The sequence below is a fragment of the Acinetobacter sp. NigerLNRRAM0016 genome (genome assembly GCF_054112845.1).
Map to the genome: position 1 here is coordinate 1 of NZ_JBSYVT010000039.1, position 18,374 is coordinate 18,374.

Below are 18,374 nucleotides of genomic sequence, written 5' to 3' on the forward strand. Positions count from 1 at the left end.
TTTCTTAGAGCTTTCAAGCAACTTATCAATTCAGGACGATCCTTAATTTTTCCTGTTATCTTTTCCTGAAAAATTTGTTCACAGTCTGCCTTCTGGAGTGCATCTAATTGTGAATCTAGATTTTGGTCATGTGTACTGACACGAGCATATCCAATAATCATAATAAAACGTACCTAAACTTTACATAGATTTATTATCGCAATTTCTTTACGTTATTTTGAATAAAAAATGTAATTCTAGGATCATGTTTTAAATGTAAAGAAAACGACCATTTAATTAACACTAATTTTATGGAGGTGTCTTTGTGACATATTAGTCGTATTGTGCAGTAAGTAGTTTTGTTAAATTTACAATAAAGAAATTGACAAAATAATTTACTTTTTATTATAATTAATTGTAATATAAAAATATATTTGTTTTTAGTGTATATATCCGTTTTAATCGGACTTAAGTACCTTCATCCCATTGATGTAAATAAGCAAAACCTTCTTAGCCCAGCTAGGAAGGTTTTTTTATTTAGTTCAGCTAAATAATTTGCGCGCTATACTAAAGTTCTAGAGGATAAGCCGTTCGCGAGGTTCATGAATTGGCTCCTGTAAAAGTGGATTAATTTAGATAGGAAATTTTCTGCTTAAGTTATTATTTTTAATGACTTTGGTCGCTGATTTTTAGTTTAAATTAGACACGGCACACGGAAACAAATTACAAAAACGCACAAAAATAGTGCATTAAAAAAGCAATTGGCTCTTTCTTTCTATAGAAAAATGGCTCTCGTTTCTTGAGTGCCAAAACGACAAATTAAGCCTATTAGAAGTATGCATACGGAAACGTCGGATTTGCCCACACAATCCTCTCCCTCAGGCGGTTGGGCAAATTCACCAAGTATTTAGGAATAGGGATGACCTAGGGTGAACTCACTCTGTGACACCAATATTCCTATCATGTTAAGGAAAATTGTATGGCTGGACATCAAAATACGTCTGAGTCCAAAGGCTCCCAAGGCTTAAATAATGGGCTTAAGTCACGCCACTTGACCATGATCTCGATTGCGGGTGTTATTGGCGGCTCTCTCTTTGTCGGTTCAGGAAGTATTATTTACAACACTGGACCTGTTGTTTTTCTCACTTACGCACTCGGTGGTTTATTGGTTTGGTTCATCATGCGTATGCTTGGTGAAATGGCGGTTTTAAATCCTGATAGTGGTTCTTTTTCAACGTATGCTGACCGTGCAATTGGTCGTTGGGCTGGTTTTTCAATTGGCTGGCTGTACTGGTGTACTTTAGCCATGCTCATGGGATGGGAAGCCTATGTTGCCGGTAAAATTTTAAATAACTGGTTCCCGTTTATTCCGATCTGGACCTATATGGTGGTGGTGATTGTTGCTTTGGTTGCCGTCAATTTACAGAACGTGAAAAATTACGGTGAGTTTGAGTTCTGGTTTGCACTGGTCAAAGTCATTGCGATTGTGATCTTCCTTGTGATCGGTAGCTTAGCCATCATGCATTTATGGCCTTGGGGTGACCCGACTGCATCAGGTATCAGCAATTTGACGGCTGAAGGCTTTATGCCAAATGGTGCATCCTCAGTGATTACTGCCTTGCTGGGTGTGATGTTCGCCTACATCGGGGCTGAGATTGTGACCGTTGCAGCGGCTGAATCTGAAAATCCATCTAAAGAAATTCGTAAAGCTTCAAACTCAGTGGTTTGGCGAATTGTGTTGTTCTATGTCGGTTCGATGTTTGTTGCGGTTTGTTTGATTCCACACAACAACGAACTGTTGAAAGATTCAACTTGGGGTACGTACAGTGTGACCTTGACGGCTCTTGGCATTCCTGGTGCGCGTCATATTGTGAACTTCGTGGTACTGACTTCGGTATGTAGCTGCTTTAACTCGGCATTGTATACCTGCTCACGTATGATCTTCTCTTTGTCTAAACGTGGTGATGCACCGAAGAGCTTTGGTAAAATCAACCGTCATGGCAGTCCATCTGTAGGTGTGATTGTATCCTGTATCTTCTCGGTAATTGCAGTTGTGTTAACTGCAACCAAGAGTATGGATGTCTATGACTTCTTCATGCTCACCACAGGTGCAGCAACCTTGTATGTGTACTTGACCATTGCCTATTCGCAACTGCGTATGCGTAAAAAGTTGGAAGCACAAGGGGTGCAAATTGACTTTAAAATGTGGTTATTCCCTTATGTAACCTATGCCGTAATCATTGCGATTATCGGGGCGATTCTGACCATGCTGATTGAAGGCACTTATTTCAAAGAAGTGATCTACACCACAGCATTGTTCGGCACCATTGTCTTCTTTGGCTTCTTGTCGGAAAAGCTGGGCTGGGGGAAGGAGCGTAGAGCGGTTCATCTTGCGCATACCCATAAAGAAGAACTGGTTTAAGTCTTGCTTAGCCCAAGTTAAAAAAAGAGTCTCCAATTAGGAGACTCTTTTTATTTCTACAGGGGATCAGTTTAATTCAGGGTGGGAACCCCAGCTTCACGCAAGCATTGCAGCAACACGCCAAAGGACATCACCATATCGCGTTCATTTACGCAGGCAAAGCCCATTAGCAGTCCACGCTGCGCGCGTGCATGTGAGTGCATATAGTATTGCGACAGTGGACGGACTTTAATGCCACGCTCCAAGGCAGAAGAGGCAATGCCGACATCATCGCAGTGCTCAGGCAGTTTCAACACCAAATGCAGTCCTGAAGCATCATTGTATTCATGCACAAATTCAGGCCCGAGATAGCGATTGATTAAATCGACCAAGTAGGCGCGACGTTTACCATACAGTAAGCGCATACGACGAATATGCGCCTCATAATGCCCTTCACGAATAAATTCCGCCAAGGCACGCTGCTCCAGCAAATGTCCACCACGGTACAGTTCCGCAGCCAAGACCCGTAATGGAGAGAACAACGAGCGCGGCACCACCAAGTAGCCAATGCGTAGTGCAGGGTAGATGGTTTTACTGAAGGTGCCCATATAAATTACGGGCGAGTCAGGCTCTAAACCTTGCAAGGACGGATAAGGCTGTCCTGAGAAGCGGAACTCACTGTCATAGTCATCTTCTACAATCCAGCTATTATTTTGTTTAGCAATGCTTAACAGTTGTTTTCGACGTTCTAAACTCAGGTGTGAACCCAAAGGATACTGATGCGAAGGCGTGACAAAAATCAGTTTCGGCGGCTTTTCTGGATTTTGTTCAGGAATAATGCCATCTGCATCCACAGGCATGGGATGGATATCCAGCCCGTTAATGCGCAGGGTATTGCGCATGCCCCAGTAAGCGGGGTCTTCAATCCAGACCTGATCGCCAATATCACACAAGGCACGAGACACCAGATCAATGGCTTGGTGAATGCCTTCGGTAATAATAATTTGGTCGGTATCGCATTGCACTGAACGGGCAACTCTTAAGTAGTCTGCCACGGCACTGCGCAGTTCCATACAGCCACCCGCATTGCTGTAAATCAATTGTGTAATATCTGGTTCACGGTTCAGACGCGCCTGAATGCGGCTAAAAATTTGATGCGGAAATTCGGTCACATCGGGTGCACCCGGCACAAAAGCGCCCCATTGATGCGGAGAGGCTGCGGCATGACCAAATACCAGTGCACCACGTTGCGAGAGCGAAGCATTTTTTTGGGCTTTGGCAATGCCTTCGGTTTTTTTGCCGTGAATGGTATTTAAAAATACTTCAGGCAAATGTTCTGCCACCCATGTGCCATGTCCTGTACGGGCTTCTAAATAGCCTTCGGCTTGTAGTTGTTCATAGGCGGACAGCACGGTATTGCGCGAGACTTTAATTTCACTGGCCAAATCACGAGAAGCGGGCAGGCGAGTTTTGGGTTGAATCACGCCTTCGGTGATTGCTCCTCGCAAACAACGGAATAAACGTTGATGCAGTTTACCCGCAGTATCCTGTTGGAGACGGTGTAACAAATGGTCGCCTAACAAACTACGCAATTGGCTCTCTCCTACAGTTAAAAAGTGGCTCTCGTCAGTTGACGCAAGAAGCGCGAAATTACAGTCATAGGCAGTCATTGTAAAGCATCCTGAAATAAGGCGAAGGGATGCATAGACCAAAGCTGTAATTGATGATGAAAAAATGAGGAAAAATAATGGATACTCAACATTCTGCACTCAACGCACGTAAACAGCAAGCAACTCCACGCGGTGTAGGCGTGATGTGTCAGTGGTATGCAGAAAAAGCTGAAAATGCCACGATTTGGGACAAGGAAGGCAACCAATACATCGACTTCGCAGGTGGTATCGCGGTATTAAATACAGGTCACCGTCATCCGAAAGTGATTGCAGCAGTGACTGAACAATTAACCAAGTTCACCCACACGGCTTACCAAGTAACTCCATATGAAAGCTATGTGGCTTTGGCTGAGCGTATTAACGCACTTGCACCGATTGATGGTCCAGCAAAAACCACATTCTTCACCACAGGTGCAGAAGCGGTTGAGAATGCGGTAAAAATCGCGCGCTCATATACAGGTCGTCACGGCATTATTACTTTTGGTAACGGTTTCCACGGTCGTTCATTCATGACTATGGCAATGACAGGTAAAACTGCACCGTACAAACGTGATTTTGGTGTGATGCCAGCAGGCGTATTCCACGCACGTTACCCAGTTGCATCTAAAGGTATTTCTATTGATGCAGCGATTGAAAGCGTTGAAAACATTTTCAGTGAAGATGTTGCAGCACATGACGTTGCAGCGATTGTCCTTGAGCCAGTTCAAGGTGAAGGCGGTTTTAACGTTGTTCCTGCGGAATTCTTAAAGCGTTTACGTGCGCTTTGCGATCAACACGGTATTTTATTGGTTGCTGACGAAGTTCAAACTGGTTTTGCACGTACAGGTAAATTGTACGCAATGGATCACTACGAAACTAAGGCAGACTTAATCACCATGGCGAAAAGCTTGGGCGGTGGTTTCCCAATCTCAGGTGTTGTAGGTCGCGCAGACGTGATGGATGCACCAAACCCAGGTGGTTTAGGTGGTACTTATGCAGGTAACCCAATTGCAGTTGCAGCAGCGCACGCGGTGATTGATGCGATTCAAGAAGAACAGCTATGCGAACGTGCCAATGTCTTGGGCGACGAATTAGTAACGTTGTTAAAACAAATCCAAGCTGAAACCACGATTGTGAACGATGTTCGTGCATTGGGTTCAATGGTGGCTGTTGAAGTTGAAAATGCAGACATCGCAAAAGCTGTACAAACTTTTGCAATGCAGAAAGGTTTGTTGTTGTTGACTTGTGGTAAAAATGGAAACGTTCTTCGTTTCTTATATCCATTAACCATTCCAACAGAACAATTCCGCCAAGCATTAGACATCTTAAAACAAGGTTTTGATTCACTGGCACTTCCAGAGACTGTTGGGGCGCAAACTGCGGAGCAATCAGCATGATTCAACAAGGATTGCAATATTTATTAGCACATCCTGATATTGCACTTGAAGCACCTGCTTCAAGTGACTATATCGAAGTTCAAGATGCAGCGACAGGTGAAAGCCTTGCATGGGTGAAAACCTATGACCGTGCTGGTGTCGAAGCTGCCATTACCCGTTCTGAACACGCACAAGCACAATGGAAAAAGCAAACCGCTTTACAACGTGCCGATGTATTGTGGGCGTGGTACGAGTTAATGCTTGAACACAAGGAGAACTTGGCACAGTTACTCACGGCTGAACAAGGCAAACCATTGCTTGAAGCACGTGGTGAAATTGCTTATGCCGCATCGTTTATTCGTTGGTTTGCCGAGCAAGCACGTCGTATTGATGGTGCTGTGCTTTCTCCAACCCAAGCGCATCAGCGTTTGGTGGTGATCAAGCAAGCGATTGGTGTGACTGCGGCTATTACGCCGTGGAACTTCCCCGCTGCGATGATTACCCGTAAAGCAGCACCTGCGATTGCGGCAGGTTGTTCAATGTTGGTGAAACCAGCGGAACAAACGCCGTTAACTGCGTATGCTTTAGAAGTGTTGGCATTGCAAGCAGGCTTACCGCAAGATGTGTTGTTGAACATTAGTGGTGATTCTGCTGAAGTCGGTCAAACCCTATGCAACAGCGATGTGGTACGTAAGCTGAGCTTCACAGGTTCGACACCTGTGGGTCGTATCTTGATGCAGCAATGTGCACCGACCATTAAAAAGCTTTCTTTAGAGTTGGGTGGTAATGCACCCGTGATCGTATTTGATGATGCAAATCTTGATCAAGCCGTACAAGGCATCATGATGAGCAAATTCCGTAACAGCGGTCAAACCTGTGTTTGTGCGAACCGTATCTATGTGCAATCAGGCATTTATGATGCCCTATGCGAGCGCTTAGTGGCTGAAGTGGCAAAATTAAAAGTAGGTGATGGTCGTACCGAAGGTTCGACGCAAGGTCCACTGATTGATGCCAAAGCTGTAGCGAAAGTGCAATCACATATTGATGATGCGAAAGCGAACGGTGCGACAGTGCTGATCGGTGGGCAATTGCATGCTTTAGGCAAGACCTTCTTCGAACCAACAGTATTGCGTGATGTAACGCAAGACATGCGTGTGGCGAAAGAAGAAACCTTTGGTCCATTGGCACCATTGTTCCGCTTTGAAACGGAAGCAGAAGCAATTGCGATGGCGAATGATACCGAGTTTGGTTTGGCCAGCTATATCTTCACGCAAAGTGCTGCACGTCAATGGCGTGTGGGCGAAGCGTTAGAATATGGCATGGTGGGTGTAAACACGGGTGCCATTTCCAATGAAGTTGCGCCATTTGGTGGTGTGAAACAGTCTGGCTTAGGTCGTGAAGGTTCAGAGTGGGGCATCGAAGAGTACTTGGAAATGAAGTACATGTGTATCGATGTGACTGACACCACAGCATAATTTTTGCTGATGGTTCAAAATGCTGGTGATGGCTGAGGTTGTCGCCAGCATTTTTATTGGCATCGAAGAAATAGATGGAAAGAAAATATTTGATCTAAATTATAAATCTATAAAACCGATTAAAATTATAAAAAACTACGGTTTTACCTATGTAATAAAATTCCTTATTCTTGGTTTCAAGTTAAACAAACACCGTTACAGAGACCGAGGAACAACACATGAGTTTAATCAATACTGAAGTCAAACCATTCAACGCAACTGCTTATAAAAATGGTGAATTTGTTCAAGTATCTGAACAGAATTTTTATGGCAAATGGTCCGTTGTATTTTTCTATCCTGCCGATTTCACTTTTGTCTGTCCAACCGAATTAGGCGATTTAGCCGATCACTATGCTGAATTCCAAAAGATGGGTGTAGAAATTTACTCAGTGTCGACCGATACGCATTTCACGCATAAGGCTTGGCATGACAGTTCTGAAGAAATTAAGAAAATTCAGTACAGCATGATTGGCGATCCGACTTGGGTATTGGCGAAAAATTTTGACGTGCTGATTGAAGCAGAAGGTCTGGCAGATCGTGGTACTTTTGTGATTGATCCTGAAGGGAAAATCCAGATTATTGAAATTAATGCCGGTGGTGTCGGTCGTGATGCGCAAGAATTATTGCGTAAAGTTAAAGCGGCGCAGTATGTACATGCTCACCCAGGCGAAGTTTGCCCTGCAAAATGGAAAGAAGGCGATGCGACTTTGGCACCTTCAATTGACCTGATTGGTAAAATCTAAGTCGAAAATGCTTTGAATTTAAAAATCCAGAACTTAAGGTTCTGGATTTTTTATGTCGGTGAAAAACAGGAATCCGTCAAACTAATCCCAAAGATCGTTTTAAAAATAGAATGGTGTATTGCACAAGCTGACTAGGTTCAGCGCTTTAAAATTCCTAAGATGCCTGCATGTTAAATCCTAGAGATAGGAGTTTTGAAATGAAAAAAATTACAGGTGTTTACCGTAACCAAAATATGCATTGGGTCGGTGATGGTTTCCCAGTCAGAAACCTGTTTTCTTATGACCGTCTAGGTCAGGCGATCAGCCCATTCTTGTTGCTGGATTATGCGGCACCTTATGAATTTAAAGCGACCACGGCACAATATGGTGTTGGTTCGCATCCCCATCGTGGTTTTGAAACCGTGACCCTTGCTTACCAAGGTGCGGTAACGCATAAAGATTCCAGTGGTGGTGGTGGCACCATTCAAACAGGTGATGTGCAGTGGATGACCGCAGGCTCGGGCTTGGTGCATGAAGAGTTTCATTCGAGCGAGTTTGCAGCGCAAGGCGGTTTGTTTGAAATGGTGCAGTTGTGGGTGAATTTACCTGCTGCCGATAAAATGACCGCACCGCAATATCAAGCCATCCAAGCGGAACAGATTCCTGTGATTGCATTTGACGATGAGGCAGGGCATTTGCGGGTGATTGCCGGTGAATATGCTGGTCATGCTGGTGCAGCATCAACATTTACACCAGTCAATGTCTGGGATGGTGAATTAAAAGCAGGACATACTGAACAAGTATTTGTCCCTGTGGATCACAACACCTTGGTGGTGGTGCTACAAGGTGAAATGCTGCTGAATGGTCAGCAAAAAGTGCTGGATCACTCCATTGTACTGTTTGCCCATGATGGCGAAGCCCAGATTCAGCTGGAAGCCGTGGCCGATGCCAAATTCCTGATTTTGACCGGCAAGCCCTTAAATGAACCGATTCAGGGTTATGGTCCGTTTGTGATGAACACCAAACAGGAAATTATTCAGGCATTTGAAGATTTTAACCAAGGAAAATTTGGTGAAATCCCTGTAGAAGAGCGTGTGCGCTAAATCATTTCGCCACTCTTTCGTTGTTTTATATCCATCCAAAAAGAAGAAGCCCCGAGGTGAATCGGGGCTTTTTGCGCTGTAAGTTTTGTTCTGGGTGACACCATTGTTATGAATTAGATTTGCATAGTGTCCTACTTTGTATAGTGTGATGAAGTTGTCATTTTTCTGCGACGTATGATACCTGCTTTTGCTGTGTTTGTAAAATAGGTGGTAAAATATTGGTTAATATAATTAACTAATTTTAAACAAAAAATAAAATTTTAATAATTTAAAAATAGAGTTTGTTTAAAAAATATACTTAAAAATAAAATCAAAAAAACGCTCTGAAATTATTTTGTTAGCGAATTTTAAAAGCGCGGAATCTGGCACTTTTTAATAGTCTGTTTTGTCTGCCCTTGGTACATAATTTCCTTAATGTGTAACTGACGGATAATAACTTTGGATATTGCAGTTATTGGTAGTGGCATGGCTGGGCTGGCTACCGCGAGAATTCTTAAAGATGCTGGACATAACATTACAATTTTTGAAGCCTTACCACGCCGTGGAATGGATAGTCACAGTACCGAGTTTGAGGGTGGATTGATTGATGCGCCTTTACGTGTCATGAATCCGCATTTGTGGAAGAATACTTTAAGTCTGGCGACCTATTTAGGCATTCAGACCTTCCCAGTACGCACCTATATGGCGTGTAGCTGGTTATTTGAAGACAAAACCGAAACGTGGTTGACCACCACCCGTACCCGTATTGGCAATTTCCCAATCATCAATAACCGTAAAGGCATCAAGCAGTACGGTTGGCGTTTGGTGAAAGGCATGTTGCAGTTGAAAACGGCCATTTCGCAATTCTTTAAATCAGACAATCAAGATATTACGCTGGCTGAATTCATTAATCAGAATGATATTGAAGAAGTGTTCTGGCACGGTGCGGTGATGCCGGTGCTGTATACCATCTGTACCTGTAACCCGAAAACCATTGGCGACTGGCCAGCAAAACCCTTATTGACCTTCTTGCGTCAATTGACGGATGGTGATGCTTTGCTTCGTATGCAGGGTGGCACGCCAGCGCTGGTGGACAAGCTGATTCAAGGCATCGAGATCCGTAGCGGTTCTGCGATTACTCATGTGAAGCAGCAAGGCGATAAAGTGCAGGTAGAAAACTCTGCTGGGGAAACCTACCAGTTTGATCGTGCGGTGATTGCGACGCCAACCAACAAAATTGACACTTTCCTCGATCAAGATCAGTTTAAAGAAGATATTGATTTGTTGAAGCAATTCAAATTTGAACAAGGTCAATTGGTCATTCATACCGACACATCGGTGATGCCACCAAAGCGTAAAGACTGGGCGGTATTGAGCTATATGATGGATCGTAAATTTACCCGTCAGCAATTCACTGTCTGGTTAAATGCGGTTGAGCCAAGCCTTGTGGGTAAAAATCCAGTGTTCCAAACTTGGCGTCCTGTCACTGAAATTGATCCGAAAAAGATTATTTCTAGTGTGACCTTGACTCGTGCGGTGGTGAATTCAGAAACTGTGGCATTGAATAAACAGTTGCAACAACGCCACAAGCAAGCCGATCGTAAAGTGTTCTATTGCGGTTCGTGGTCGTGTGATGGTTTACCAATCTTGGAATCTGCAGTGACATCAGCCATGAATATTGCCGAGATTTTTGGTGCACCATTGCCGTTTGTGGGCTTAAAGCCTAAAGTAGAGGTTGCTCCGCAACTCGGCTACTAAGCAATCATGAAATGGCTCCAACAGCTTAGCGCAGAAGTGTCCCAACATAAATATGCCATAAATGCAAAATTATTAGGGGACAGTAGCGAACTGGCTTGGAGCAATTTGGGCTATTGGTCTGACGTAGCGCAGACATATCCCGACGCTTGCCGTGCCCTAGCCGATCATCTGGCAGAGAGTGTGCAATTAACTGCATCCGATCATGTACTGGATTTGGGTTGTGGGCAAGGTGCAAGCGTGCTGCATTGGCGGCAGCATTATCAGATTCAACACCTTGCAGCAGTCGAGTTGCAAGCCGAATGTGTGCAACGTATTCAAGCCATCTTCCCCGAACCGCAACAGATTTATTGCCAGTCTTTTTTGAATTTAAAAAAAATTCCGTTTCAGCAGCACTTTGATGTGGTGTTGTGTATAGATGCGGCCTATCACAGCAGTTTGAATTCATTTTTAAGTGCAGTGTCTCCCGTTTTGAATTCAAAAGGGCGTTTGGCGTTTCATTACTTAAGGTTGAGCCCAAAATTTTTGAATTCAAATGCCGTGGACAAAATGCAGTTGGCGCTATTACTCAAAGCGGCAGATGTGAATTTAAAAGATCTGCCCGATCACATGGCGCTACAGCAACAGTTAGCACAGGCAGGATTTGAACACATTCAGATTGAAGATTTATCCGAAGCTGTATTCGGTGGTTTCGCCCGATATATTCAGCAGCAGAACACGGCACAGACGGGCGAACAACACACAGCTTTTGATGTGATGAAAATTAAGCTGACGGCAAAACTGTGTCAGAAATTATGGGCGCAGGGCATGGTGCAATATGTGCAGGTGAGCGCACAAAAGAAATAAAAAATGCAGGGCTAAAAACAACAAAAGCCCACTATAAATAGTGAGCTTAAGTTAATGGTGCCGGCACACGGATTCGAACTGTGGACCTACTGATTACAAGTCAGTTGCTCTACCAACTGAGCTATGCCGGCATCTTGTGCTGTGCATTTTACATTAAGTTGTTTTGAATGCAAGCCAAAAAATGAACGATCGAATATACAGAATGTTGAATCGCATCCAAGCGACTCGCCATCTTCTTTTTTTGTCTAAAATTCAGGCTATTTTAGGCTGTAGACCCACGTGTCAATCTGTTCACCTGTTGCAACTAAGCTGGCTTGTACAGGACGACGCACATAGCCTTCACCTTCAAACTCATCCAGCACAGTCCAATGTTGGGCTAAATTGTCCGAGAAAAACACAAAACCGTGTACGGCAGGCGCATCATCTTTCAGCACAATGCCTGGAAAGCCCAATTCTGCGCCCCAACCTTTGTCCTGTAGCTCGCCATGTACATAGGCCTCTGCCCATGTTCCACCGATATTTTCTAGAATGTGTGCATTGGGACGATTCGGTCCTAAAGTGCCATAAACAAATAAACTCAACATGATTAGCCGTTGTTCCTTGAAGAAGAGATGAAGCTGGTTTAAACAGGAGATTGCGGACGAATTTGAATCAGGCAGAGCAGAATCCCTGCCAGTACTAAGCCGAGCGTGAGGAATACCACCCCCAACCAGCCTGCATGTAACCAGAACCAGCCGCCAGCAGAACCGATAATGCTCGAACCGAGGTAGTAGAACAGTAGATATAAGGAGGTGGCATGTCCTTTATGGTTTTGTGCCGCTGCACCGACCAAACCACTACATAGCGCATGTGCAATAAAGAAGCCTGTGGTAATCAAGGCGATGCCGAAAATAATTGCCCAGAGGTTCTGTGCTAAGGTACAGGTAATACCCAGTCCCATACAGACAAAGCCCAGAATCACCATACTTTGCCGACCATAACGCTGTGCCAATCGACCTGCCAGTGATGAAGACACCATCCCCAAACTATATGACAGGAAAATCAGGCTGATTTGCGTTTGACTGAGAAAATAGGGGGCAGCATCCAAACGGAAGGTAATGTAATTAAACAAGGTCACAAAAATACTGGTCAACACAAAGCCCACAGCATACAGACGCAGGAGTGTAGGACGACTGAGATGCGACCACCATGCTTGCAGGTGAAAGTTTAAATTCAGTCCTTTTTTGGCCACAAAATGGCGGGAAGGTGGTAGTAAATAAACAAAGCCGAATGCGCAGAGCAAGCACAGCATGCCCAATAAACCCAGTGCGGTTTGCCAGTTGACCCATTCAATCAGCATGCCCATACCGACCCGACCCATCATGCCGCCAAACGCCGTTCCCGCAATATACAGCCCCATGGTTTGTGCCAAGGCTTTGGGATCCATTTCTTCGGCAATCCACGCCATGGTTACGGCAGGTACGCCACCCAGCACAAAACCTTCTAGTGCGCGTGTCGCGAGAAAGGTGTGCCAGTGTGGAATAAACATCGCCAAAATATTCAGGGCTGCTGCACAGGCCATCGAGATGAAAATCACATTGCGACGTCCTAAAGCCTGTGAAAAGGCACTGGACAGTACAATCGAAACTGCCAAAAAGGCGGTAGTGAGCGACAAGGCCAGTGCACTGTTAGCAGGGCTGACTGCAAAGGTTTCAGTAAAGGCAGGCAGCAGTGGTTGCACACAGTAAATCAGCGAGAAACTGGCAAAACCCACCAAGAACAGGGCAAGTCCTGCACGGTAATAGGTGGCTGTCCCAGACTGAATCCAAGATTCGGAAAGGGGCGGGATAGGTTCAAGTTCTTGACTTGATGAGGCGGGGCTGAGCATCTGAATTTCCAGTCGCCAAAAGATGTGGCGCTTATGATCAATTACAGAATAAGCCTAGCAGTGGTCAGATTATCTTTCTAATATATTTGAGTCTAGAGCAATATATGTTTTATATATGATTATTGAGCTGCGCCATATCCGCTATTTTTTAACTGTAGCTGAAGAAAAAATCTTTACCCGCGCGGCACAGCGTTTGTGCATGAGCCAGCCACCTTTAAGTATGCAAATCCGCGATCTGGAAGATTGCATTGGAGCAGAACTGTTTTTACGCACTTCTCAAGGGGTGGTGCTGACCGAGGTTGGACAGGCTTTTCTCACGGCTGTCGAACCGTTGCAACATCAACTGGAGGATGCGATTCAGCTGGCGCGACATGTGTCGAATGGTGAAGTGGGGCAGCTGCGTCTTGGATTTACAGGCACTTCGATGTTGAATCCGCTGATCCCTGAGAGTATTCGTCGTTATCAGCAGCAGTATCCGAAAGTGGGTTTAAAACTGGAAGAAGCCAACTCACTTAAATTGATTGACTATGTGCTGGAAGATCGACTGGATATTGCGATTATTCGCCCACCCAAACAAATTCATGCCAGTTTGGCCATGCAGCATTTACTGGATGAAGCCCTGATTGCCGCAGTTTCTGTACGCCGGGATCTGGCACAGGGCGAGCAGCCGCTACAGGTGGCATGTTTGCGTGAACAGGAGTTGATTGTGTCACCACGGAGTGTCAGTGCAGGCTTGTATGATGCCATTAGCGATGCCTGTCAGCAGGCGGGATTTGAACCGAAAATGGGGCAGAGCGCCCCACAAATCGTGTCGATTTTATCCTTGGTGGCCGCCAATTTAGGGGTGTCGATGGTGCCTGAGTCGTCACAGCAATTACAAATTCAGGGTGTGGTGTATCGTCCTTTTGCATCGCCTGCACCGACGGTTGGGCTGGCGGTCATTTATAAGCAGCATTTGGCAACCCAACTGGCGATTAATTTTGCCAGCATGTTACAAATGGTCTGTCATCAGGGTGCTACATAAGCCACAGAGTCGGTGCTGGAGTGTGGAACAGTTATGAGATTGCTGCTGAATCTGTGCTGAAAATGCTGAAATAAAAAGCATATTAATTTAATTATTTCAGTATCTTAGTTTGGTTTTATCATGTGATTTAAGCCATGGAGTTGCTATAATCCCTTGCGCCTATCTGGGGGAGAGTATGGTGTTCAATCGTGTGCTGATCAGTTGTCTCAGTTTATTTTGGAGTGTGTTTGCATGTGCCGAGTGGACCTTTGTTAATGCAAATTACGATCGCTCGCAATTCATTTATGTCGATTTTAATCGGGTCAAAGTCCTCGATGCCAAGAGCAATGAGGTCGAATACTGGGTCAAATATCTGATTAAAAATGATAAAGAAAAAGATGGTCTGGAGCTGGGCGATTATTCCTTGGCGTTATACCGTGTGGGCTGCGACAATGAACAATACAGCATTCGTTCCTCTGCCAATTTCAAGAAAAATGGCTCCTTAATGAGTAGCCAGAATTATGCCGCCAGTCAGGCTCGCCCGATTATTCCAAATACTGCGGTGGACTACACCGCTGAAATGGTGTGCCGTGTTTTGCCGCAAAGCCAGAAAGTGGATCGTCTGGAACAGCTGACCCGTCGTATCGAAATGGGCGAGTATTGAGGGTACGTAGCTGGCGTTGACCGCTTAATCCATTAAAATCCGTTGCTTCAGATCGGCCTGTTTACGCAGATAATCCCAGACCAGTTTAATCCGTGGTTCATGCTGTAAATCGACAAAGGTCAGCATCCAGAAGGTGTGGGTAAAGCGGACTTGTTCAGCCAGTACTTGCTCCAGATTGGGTTGATCATGGGCTAAAAATTGCGGCAAAATCGCCAGTCCAGCCCCTGCGTTTACCGCAATTTGCTGCGCCAAAATACTGCTGCTGCGGAAATTGGCGGTCAGTGGAATCGGTAAGCGTTCCAAGCAATACAGTTCGGAACTATAAATCAGATCATCAATATAATTCACAAAGCGGTGATGGGCTAAATCTTGCATGTTTTGAATCGGGGGATGTTGTGTCAGATAGCTTTGGCTGCCATAAATTTTCAGACAATAATCGGTCAGACGGGTAATGATGTAAGGACCCGATTTAGGACGGTCAATTGAAATCACAATATCGGCTTCGCGATGCGACAGCTTAATCATTTTGGGAACGGGAATCAGGTCGATGGTCAGCAGCGGAAATTGCTGTGACAGTTCGGCCAATAACTGGGTCAAAAATGCGGTACCAAAACCTTCAGGTGCGCCAATTCTGACCCGACCTTCGAGCGGTTGCTGCGGTTTTTCAATCTGCAAAAAGGCCTGTTCCATTTGCTCGACGCGAGGTACCAGCGCCATGCCATCGACCGTCAGTTCATAGCCTGTGGCTTCACGTTTAAATAGCGGTGTGCCTAAAGCCAGTTCCAGTGCCTGTACCCGCCGCGCCACAGTACTGTGTTCGACCCCAATAATCCGCGCGGCATTGGTCAGGGTTTTGGCACGCGCCAAGACCAAAAAAAACTGTAGATGATCCCAATCCACTTTCATTTTTTTATTTTCCACATCCTGTGCAAAATTGCACAACCATCGTGCACCAATCTGCATTGGTGGTCAAAGTTTTCTTTGCTAGTCTGATTTGAAAATCACAAATTGAACATACGGTTTAAGTCGTAGGGTTCAGCAGCAATACAATAAAAATGCAAGCCTATGGAGAGGTTATGAATACGGTTCCTAAGATCCAACTATCGACAGCTAAATTATTGATTAACGGTGAGTTCATCGAATCTAAAACCCAGCAGTGGCAAGACATTGTCAATCCAGCCACGCAAGAAGTGATTGGTCTGGTGCCTTTTGCCACGCCTGAAGAAGTACAGGCAGCCATTGCTTCCGCCAAAGCGGCATTTGCCAGCTGGCGAGAAACCCCGATTCAGGCACGTATGCGCATTATGCTGAAATTGCAGGAGCTAATTCGTGCCAATGCCAAGAAAATTGCACAGGTGTTGACGGCAGAACAGGGCAAAACTTTAGCCGATGCCGAAGGTGATATTCAGCGTGGTTTGGAGGTGGTGGAACATGCTTGCTCGATCGGAACTTTGCAAATGGGTGAATATACCGAGGGCGTGGCACGCGGTGTGGATACTTATACCTTGCAACAACCGTTGGGCGTCTGCGCGGGCATTACCCCATTTAACTTCCCAGCCATGATTCCATTGTGGATGTTCCCGATGGCGATTGTCTGTGGCAATACTTTTGTATTGAAACCGTCTGAGCAAGATCCGCTGTCGACCATGATGCTGGTCGAGTTGGCGATTGAAGCAGGTATTCCAGCAGGCGTGTTGAATGTGGTGCATGGCGGCAAAGATGTGGTCGATTCACTGTGTACTCATCAAGACATTAAAGCGATTTCCTTTGTCGGTTCGACTGCCGTGGGTACGCATGTGTATAACCTCGCAGGTCAACATGGCAAGCGTGTGCAATCGATGATGGGGGCGAAAAACCATGTGGTGGTGATGCCTGATGCCAATAAAGAACAAACTTTAAATGCCATGGTCGGTGCCGCATTCGGTGCGGCAGGGCAGCGTTGTATGGCACTTTCTGTCGCGGTGATGGTCGGTGACAGTAAACACTGGATTAATGACTTGGTGGCAAAAGCTAAAACCTTGAGCGTGAATGCGGGGCATGAACCGAATACCGACATTGGTCCGGTGATTTCACCACGTGCCAAAGCGCGTGTGATTGAGCTGATTAACAGCGGGGTGGAGCAAGGTGCGGAATTATTGCTGGATGGTCGTGAGATTCAGGTCAAAGGCTATGAAAATGGCAACTTTGTTGGCGCAACAGTGTTTAACAATGTCACGACGGATATGCGCATTTATAAAGAAGAAATCTTTGGTCCCGTACTGGCAATTATCTGTGTAGATACTTTGGAGCAGGCAATTGAGCTGGTGAATGCCAATCCATTTGGCAATGGCGTGGGCTTATTTACTCAAAGCGGTGTCGTGGCGCGGACCTTCCAAAACCGCATTGATATCGGTCAGGTCGGCATCAATATTCCAATTCCTGTACCCGTGCCATTCTTCAGTTTCACCGGTTCACGTGGCTCGAAACTGGGGGATTTGGGTCCATATGGCAAACAGGCGGTACAGTTTTATACCCAAACCAAAACCATCACCAGCCGCTGGTTTGAAGACAGCCAAGAGGCTGGGGAAGTGAATACCACCATCAGTTTACGCTAAGGAGTAGCGCGATGAAGATAGCTTTCATTGGTTTAGGCAATATGGGCGGTTCCATGGCACAGAACCTGCTCAAAGCAGGGCAAACGGTTCTGGGTTATGACCTGAGTGAAAAAGCCTTGCAGCAGTTTTCCGAAAGTGGCGGAATCGTCTGCGATAGCCCGCAAGCCGCAGCAGAACAAGCGGATGTGGTGATCAGTATGTTGCCCGCAGCCAAGCATGTACGCGAGGTGTATTTGGGAGACACTGGAATTTTGGCAGTGATGCGTGCAGGCAGTTTATGTATCGATTCCAGCACCATTGACCCGCAAACCATTAAAGATGTGGCGGCTGAAGGTTTGAAGCATCAGGTTCAGGTCTGCGATGCGCCTGTGTCTGGTGGCACCATTGGTGCCAAAGCAGGGACACTCACCTTTATGGTCGGTGCCGATGAGGCGACCTATGAGCAAGTCAAACCGATCCTGAGTTTTATGGGCAAAAACACCGTGCACTGCGGCGCGGTGGGTGCAGGGCAAATTGCCAAAATCTGCAATAACATGATTCTGGGCATTTCCATGGCGGCAGTGGCAGAAGGCATGGCACTCGGTAGCCGATTGGGGATTGATTCGCATGCTCTGGCAGGGGTGATCAATAGCTCTAGCGGTCGTTGCTGGAGTTCGGAAATCTGTAATCCTTGGCCAGATATCAGCCCGAATGCACCCGCGGGTCGTGGTTATACCGACGGTTTTGCCTCGCAACTGATGTTAAAAGATTTAGGTTTGGCTATTGAAGCGGCGAGCCAAGTCAAGCAACCTGTATTGCTCGGTGGTTTGGCGCAACAGCTGTATCAACAGCTCTGCCTGCAGGGCAATGCCCATTTGGATTTTTCCAGCATTATCCAGCAGTACTTACCGCGTGAGCATTAATTGAAAAGCAACACTGGGGT

General features: G+C 45.7%; 16 protein-coding genes and 1 tRNA gene. 11 read left to right on the forward strand and 6 right to left on the reverse strand.

Annotated features, from left to right (window positions below; all coding sequences use genetic code 11):
• The coding region (locus ACWQ4X_RS16635) for a recombinase family protein (RefSeq protein ID WP_457904406.1) at positions 1-161 on the reverse strand (161 nt) is incomplete at its 3' end.
• Between the two features lie 797 nt (positions 162-958).
• Between ACWQ4X_RS16635 and ACWQ4X_RS16640 the strand changes: the two genes are divergently transcribed.
• Complete coding sequence (locus ACWQ4X_RS16640) at positions 959-2,401, forward strand: amino acid permease (RefSeq protein ID WP_100241223.1); 1,443 nt, start codon at positions 959-961, stop codon at positions 2,399-2,401.
• A gap of 71 nt (positions 2,402-2,472) precedes the next feature.
• Here ACWQ4X_RS16640 and pdxR read toward each other — a convergent pair whose 3' ends face one another.
• Positions 2,473-3,972: a MocR-like pyridoxine biosynthesis transcription factor PdxR gene (pdxR, locus tag ACWQ4X_RS16645; protein ID WP_457904407.1), complete on the reverse strand. Its 1,500-nt coding sequence runs from the start codon at positions 3,970-3,972 to the stop codon at positions 2,473-2,475.
• Between the two features lie 155 nt (positions 3,973-4,127).
• Here pdxR and gabT point away from each other — a divergent pair, with 155 nt between their 5' ends.
• From gabT to ACWQ4X_RS16675, 6 genes are all read left to right on the forward strand, one after another.
• Positions 4,128-5,426 (forward strand): 4-aminobutyrate--2-oxoglutarate transaminase, encoded by a 1,299-nt coding sequence (gene gabT, locus ACWQ4X_RS16650; protein WP_161932909.1) that lies wholly within the window; start codon positions 4,128-4,130, stop codon positions 5,424-5,426.
• Positions 5,423-6,880 carry an NAD-dependent succinate-semialdehyde dehydrogenase gene (locus tag ACWQ4X_RS16655; RefSeq protein ID WP_457904392.1) on the forward strand — a complete coding sequence of 486 codons (1,458 nt, stop codon included), beginning with the start codon at positions 5,423-5,425 and terminating at the stop codon, positions 6,878-6,880. The genes gabT and ACWQ4X_RS16655 overlap by 4 nt, the downstream gene beginning before the upstream one ends.
• Positions 6,881-7,098: 218 nt before the next feature.
• Complete coding sequence (ahpC, locus tag ACWQ4X_RS16660; RefSeq protein WP_457904393.1) at positions 7,099-7,662, forward strand: alkyl hydroperoxide reductase subunit C; 564 nt, start codon at positions 7,099-7,101, stop codon at positions 7,660-7,662.
• A gap of 197 nt (positions 7,663-7,859) precedes the next feature.
• Positions 7,860-8,744 carry a pirin family protein gene (locus ACWQ4X_RS16665; protein ID WP_457904394.1) on the forward strand — a complete coding sequence of 295 codons (885 nt, stop codon included), beginning with the start codon at positions 7,860-7,862 and terminating at the stop codon, positions 8,742-8,744.
• A gap of 438 nt (positions 8,745-9,182) precedes the next feature.
• On the forward strand, positions 9,183-10,481 hold the full coding sequence (locus tag ACWQ4X_RS16670) for an FAD-dependent oxidoreductase (protein WP_457904395.1): 1,299 nt from the start codon (positions 9,183-9,185) through the stop codon (positions 10,479-10,481).
• A 6-nt stretch (positions 10,482-10,487) separates the two neighbouring features.
• On the forward strand, positions 10,488-11,324 hold the full coding sequence (locus tag ACWQ4X_RS16675; RefSeq protein WP_457904396.1) for an SAM-dependent methyltransferase: 837 nt from the start codon (positions 10,488-10,490) through the stop codon (positions 11,322-11,324).
• A 55-nt stretch (positions 11,325-11,379) separates the two neighbouring features.
• On the opposite strand, the gene ACWQ4X_RS16680 is transcribed toward ACWQ4X_RS16675, so the two are convergent.
• From ACWQ4X_RS16680 to ACWQ4X_RS16690, 3 genes are all read right to left on the reverse strand, one after another.
• Positions 11,380-11,455, reverse strand: a tRNA-Thr gene (locus ACWQ4X_RS16680).
• 126 nt (positions 11,456-11,581) lie between these two features.
• Complete coding sequence (locus ACWQ4X_RS16685) at positions 11,582-11,908, reverse strand: gamma-glutamylcyclotransferase family protein (protein WP_457904397.1); 327 nt, start codon at positions 11,906-11,908, stop codon at positions 11,582-11,584.
• A 38-nt stretch (positions 11,909-11,946) separates the two neighbouring features.
• Positions 11,947-13,191: an MFS transporter gene (locus tag ACWQ4X_RS16690; protein ID WP_457904398.1), complete on the reverse strand. Its 1,245-nt coding sequence runs from the start codon at positions 13,189-13,191 to the stop codon at positions 11,947-11,949.
• A 121-nt stretch (positions 13,192-13,312) separates the two neighbouring features.
• Here ACWQ4X_RS16690 and ACWQ4X_RS16695 point away from each other — a divergent pair, with 121 nt between their 5' ends.
• Positions 13,313-14,215, forward strand: coding sequence for a LysR family transcriptional regulator (locus ACWQ4X_RS16695; RefSeq protein WP_457904408.1), 903 nt, complete (start codon positions 13,313-13,315; stop codon positions 14,213-14,215).
• 175 nt (positions 14,216-14,390) lie between these two features.
• Positions 14,391-14,858 carry a surface-adhesin E family protein gene (locus ACWQ4X_RS16700; RefSeq protein WP_457904399.1) on the forward strand — a complete coding sequence of 156 codons (468 nt, stop codon included), beginning with the start codon at positions 14,391-14,393 and terminating at the stop codon, positions 14,856-14,858.
• A gap of 24 nt (positions 14,859-14,882) precedes the next feature.
• Here ACWQ4X_RS16700 and ACWQ4X_RS16705 read toward each other — a convergent pair whose 3' ends face one another.
• On the reverse strand, positions 14,883-15,764 hold the full coding sequence (locus ACWQ4X_RS16705) for a LysR family transcriptional regulator (protein WP_161932917.1): 882 nt from the start codon (positions 15,762-15,764) through the stop codon (positions 14,883-14,885).
• Positions 15,765-15,934: 170 nt separating this feature from the next.
• Here ACWQ4X_RS16705 and ACWQ4X_RS16710 point away from each other — a divergent pair, with 170 nt between their 5' ends.
• A complete protein-coding gene (locus ACWQ4X_RS16710; RefSeq protein WP_457904400.1) occupies positions 15,935-17,452 on the forward strand; it encodes a CoA-acylating methylmalonate-semialdehyde dehydrogenase in 1,518 nt (505 codons plus the stop codon).
• 11 nt (positions 17,453-17,463) lie between these two features.
• Positions 17,464-18,354, forward strand: a complete 891-nt coding sequence (mmsB, locus tag ACWQ4X_RS16715) for a 3-hydroxyisobutyrate dehydrogenase (protein ID WP_457904401.1) — start codon at positions 17,464-17,466, stop codon at positions 18,352-18,354.
• Positions 18,355-18,374 lie beyond the last annotated feature (20 nt).

Bases quoted from the DNA above. Each gene is read 5' to 3' on its own strand.
- ACWQ4X_RS16675 (WP_457904396.1), top strand. From the start codon at position 10,488: ATGAAATGGCTCCAACAGCTTAGCGCAGAAGTGTCCCAACATAAATAT.
- ACWQ4X_RS16640 (WP_100241223.1), top strand. From the start codon at position 959: ATGGCTGGACATCAAAATACGTCTGAGTCCAAAGGCTCCCAAGGCTTA.
- mmsB (WP_457904401.1), top strand. From the start codon at position 17,464: ATGAAGATAGCTTTCATTGGTTTAGGCAATATGGGCGGTTCCATGGCA.
- gabT (WP_161932909.1), top strand. From the start codon at position 4,128: ATGGATACTCAACATTCTGCACTCAACGCACGTAAACAGCAAGCAACT.
- ACWQ4X_RS16665 (WP_457904394.1), top strand. From the start codon at position 7,860: ATGAAAAAAATTACAGGTGTTTACCGTAACCAAAATATGCATTGGGTC.
- ACWQ4X_RS16690 (WP_457904398.1), bottom strand. From the start codon at position 13,191: ATGCTCAGCCCCGCCTCATCAAGTCAAGAACTTGAACCTATCCCGCCC.
- ACWQ4X_RS16710 (WP_457904400.1), top strand. From the start codon at position 15,935: ATGAATACGGTTCCTAAGATCCAACTATCGACAGCTAAATTATTGATT.
- ACWQ4X_RS16685 (WP_457904397.1), bottom strand. From the start codon at position 11,908: ATGTTGAGTTTATTTGTTTATGGCACTTTAGGACCGAATCGTCCCAAT.
- ahpC (WP_457904393.1), top strand. From the start codon at position 7,099: ATGAGTTTAATCAATACTGAAGTCAAACCATTCAACGCAACTGCTTAT.
- ACWQ4X_RS16655 (WP_457904392.1), top strand. From the start codon at position 5,423: ATGATTCAACAAGGATTGCAATATTTATTAGCACATCCTGATATTGCA.
- ACWQ4X_RS16705 (WP_161932917.1), bottom strand. From the start codon at position 15,764: ATGAAAGTGGATTGGGATCATCTACAGTTTTTTTTGGTCTTGGCGCGT.
- ACWQ4X_RS16700 (WP_457904399.1), top strand. From the start codon at position 14,391: ATGGTGTTCAATCGTGTGCTGATCAGTTGTCTCAGTTTATTTTGGAGT.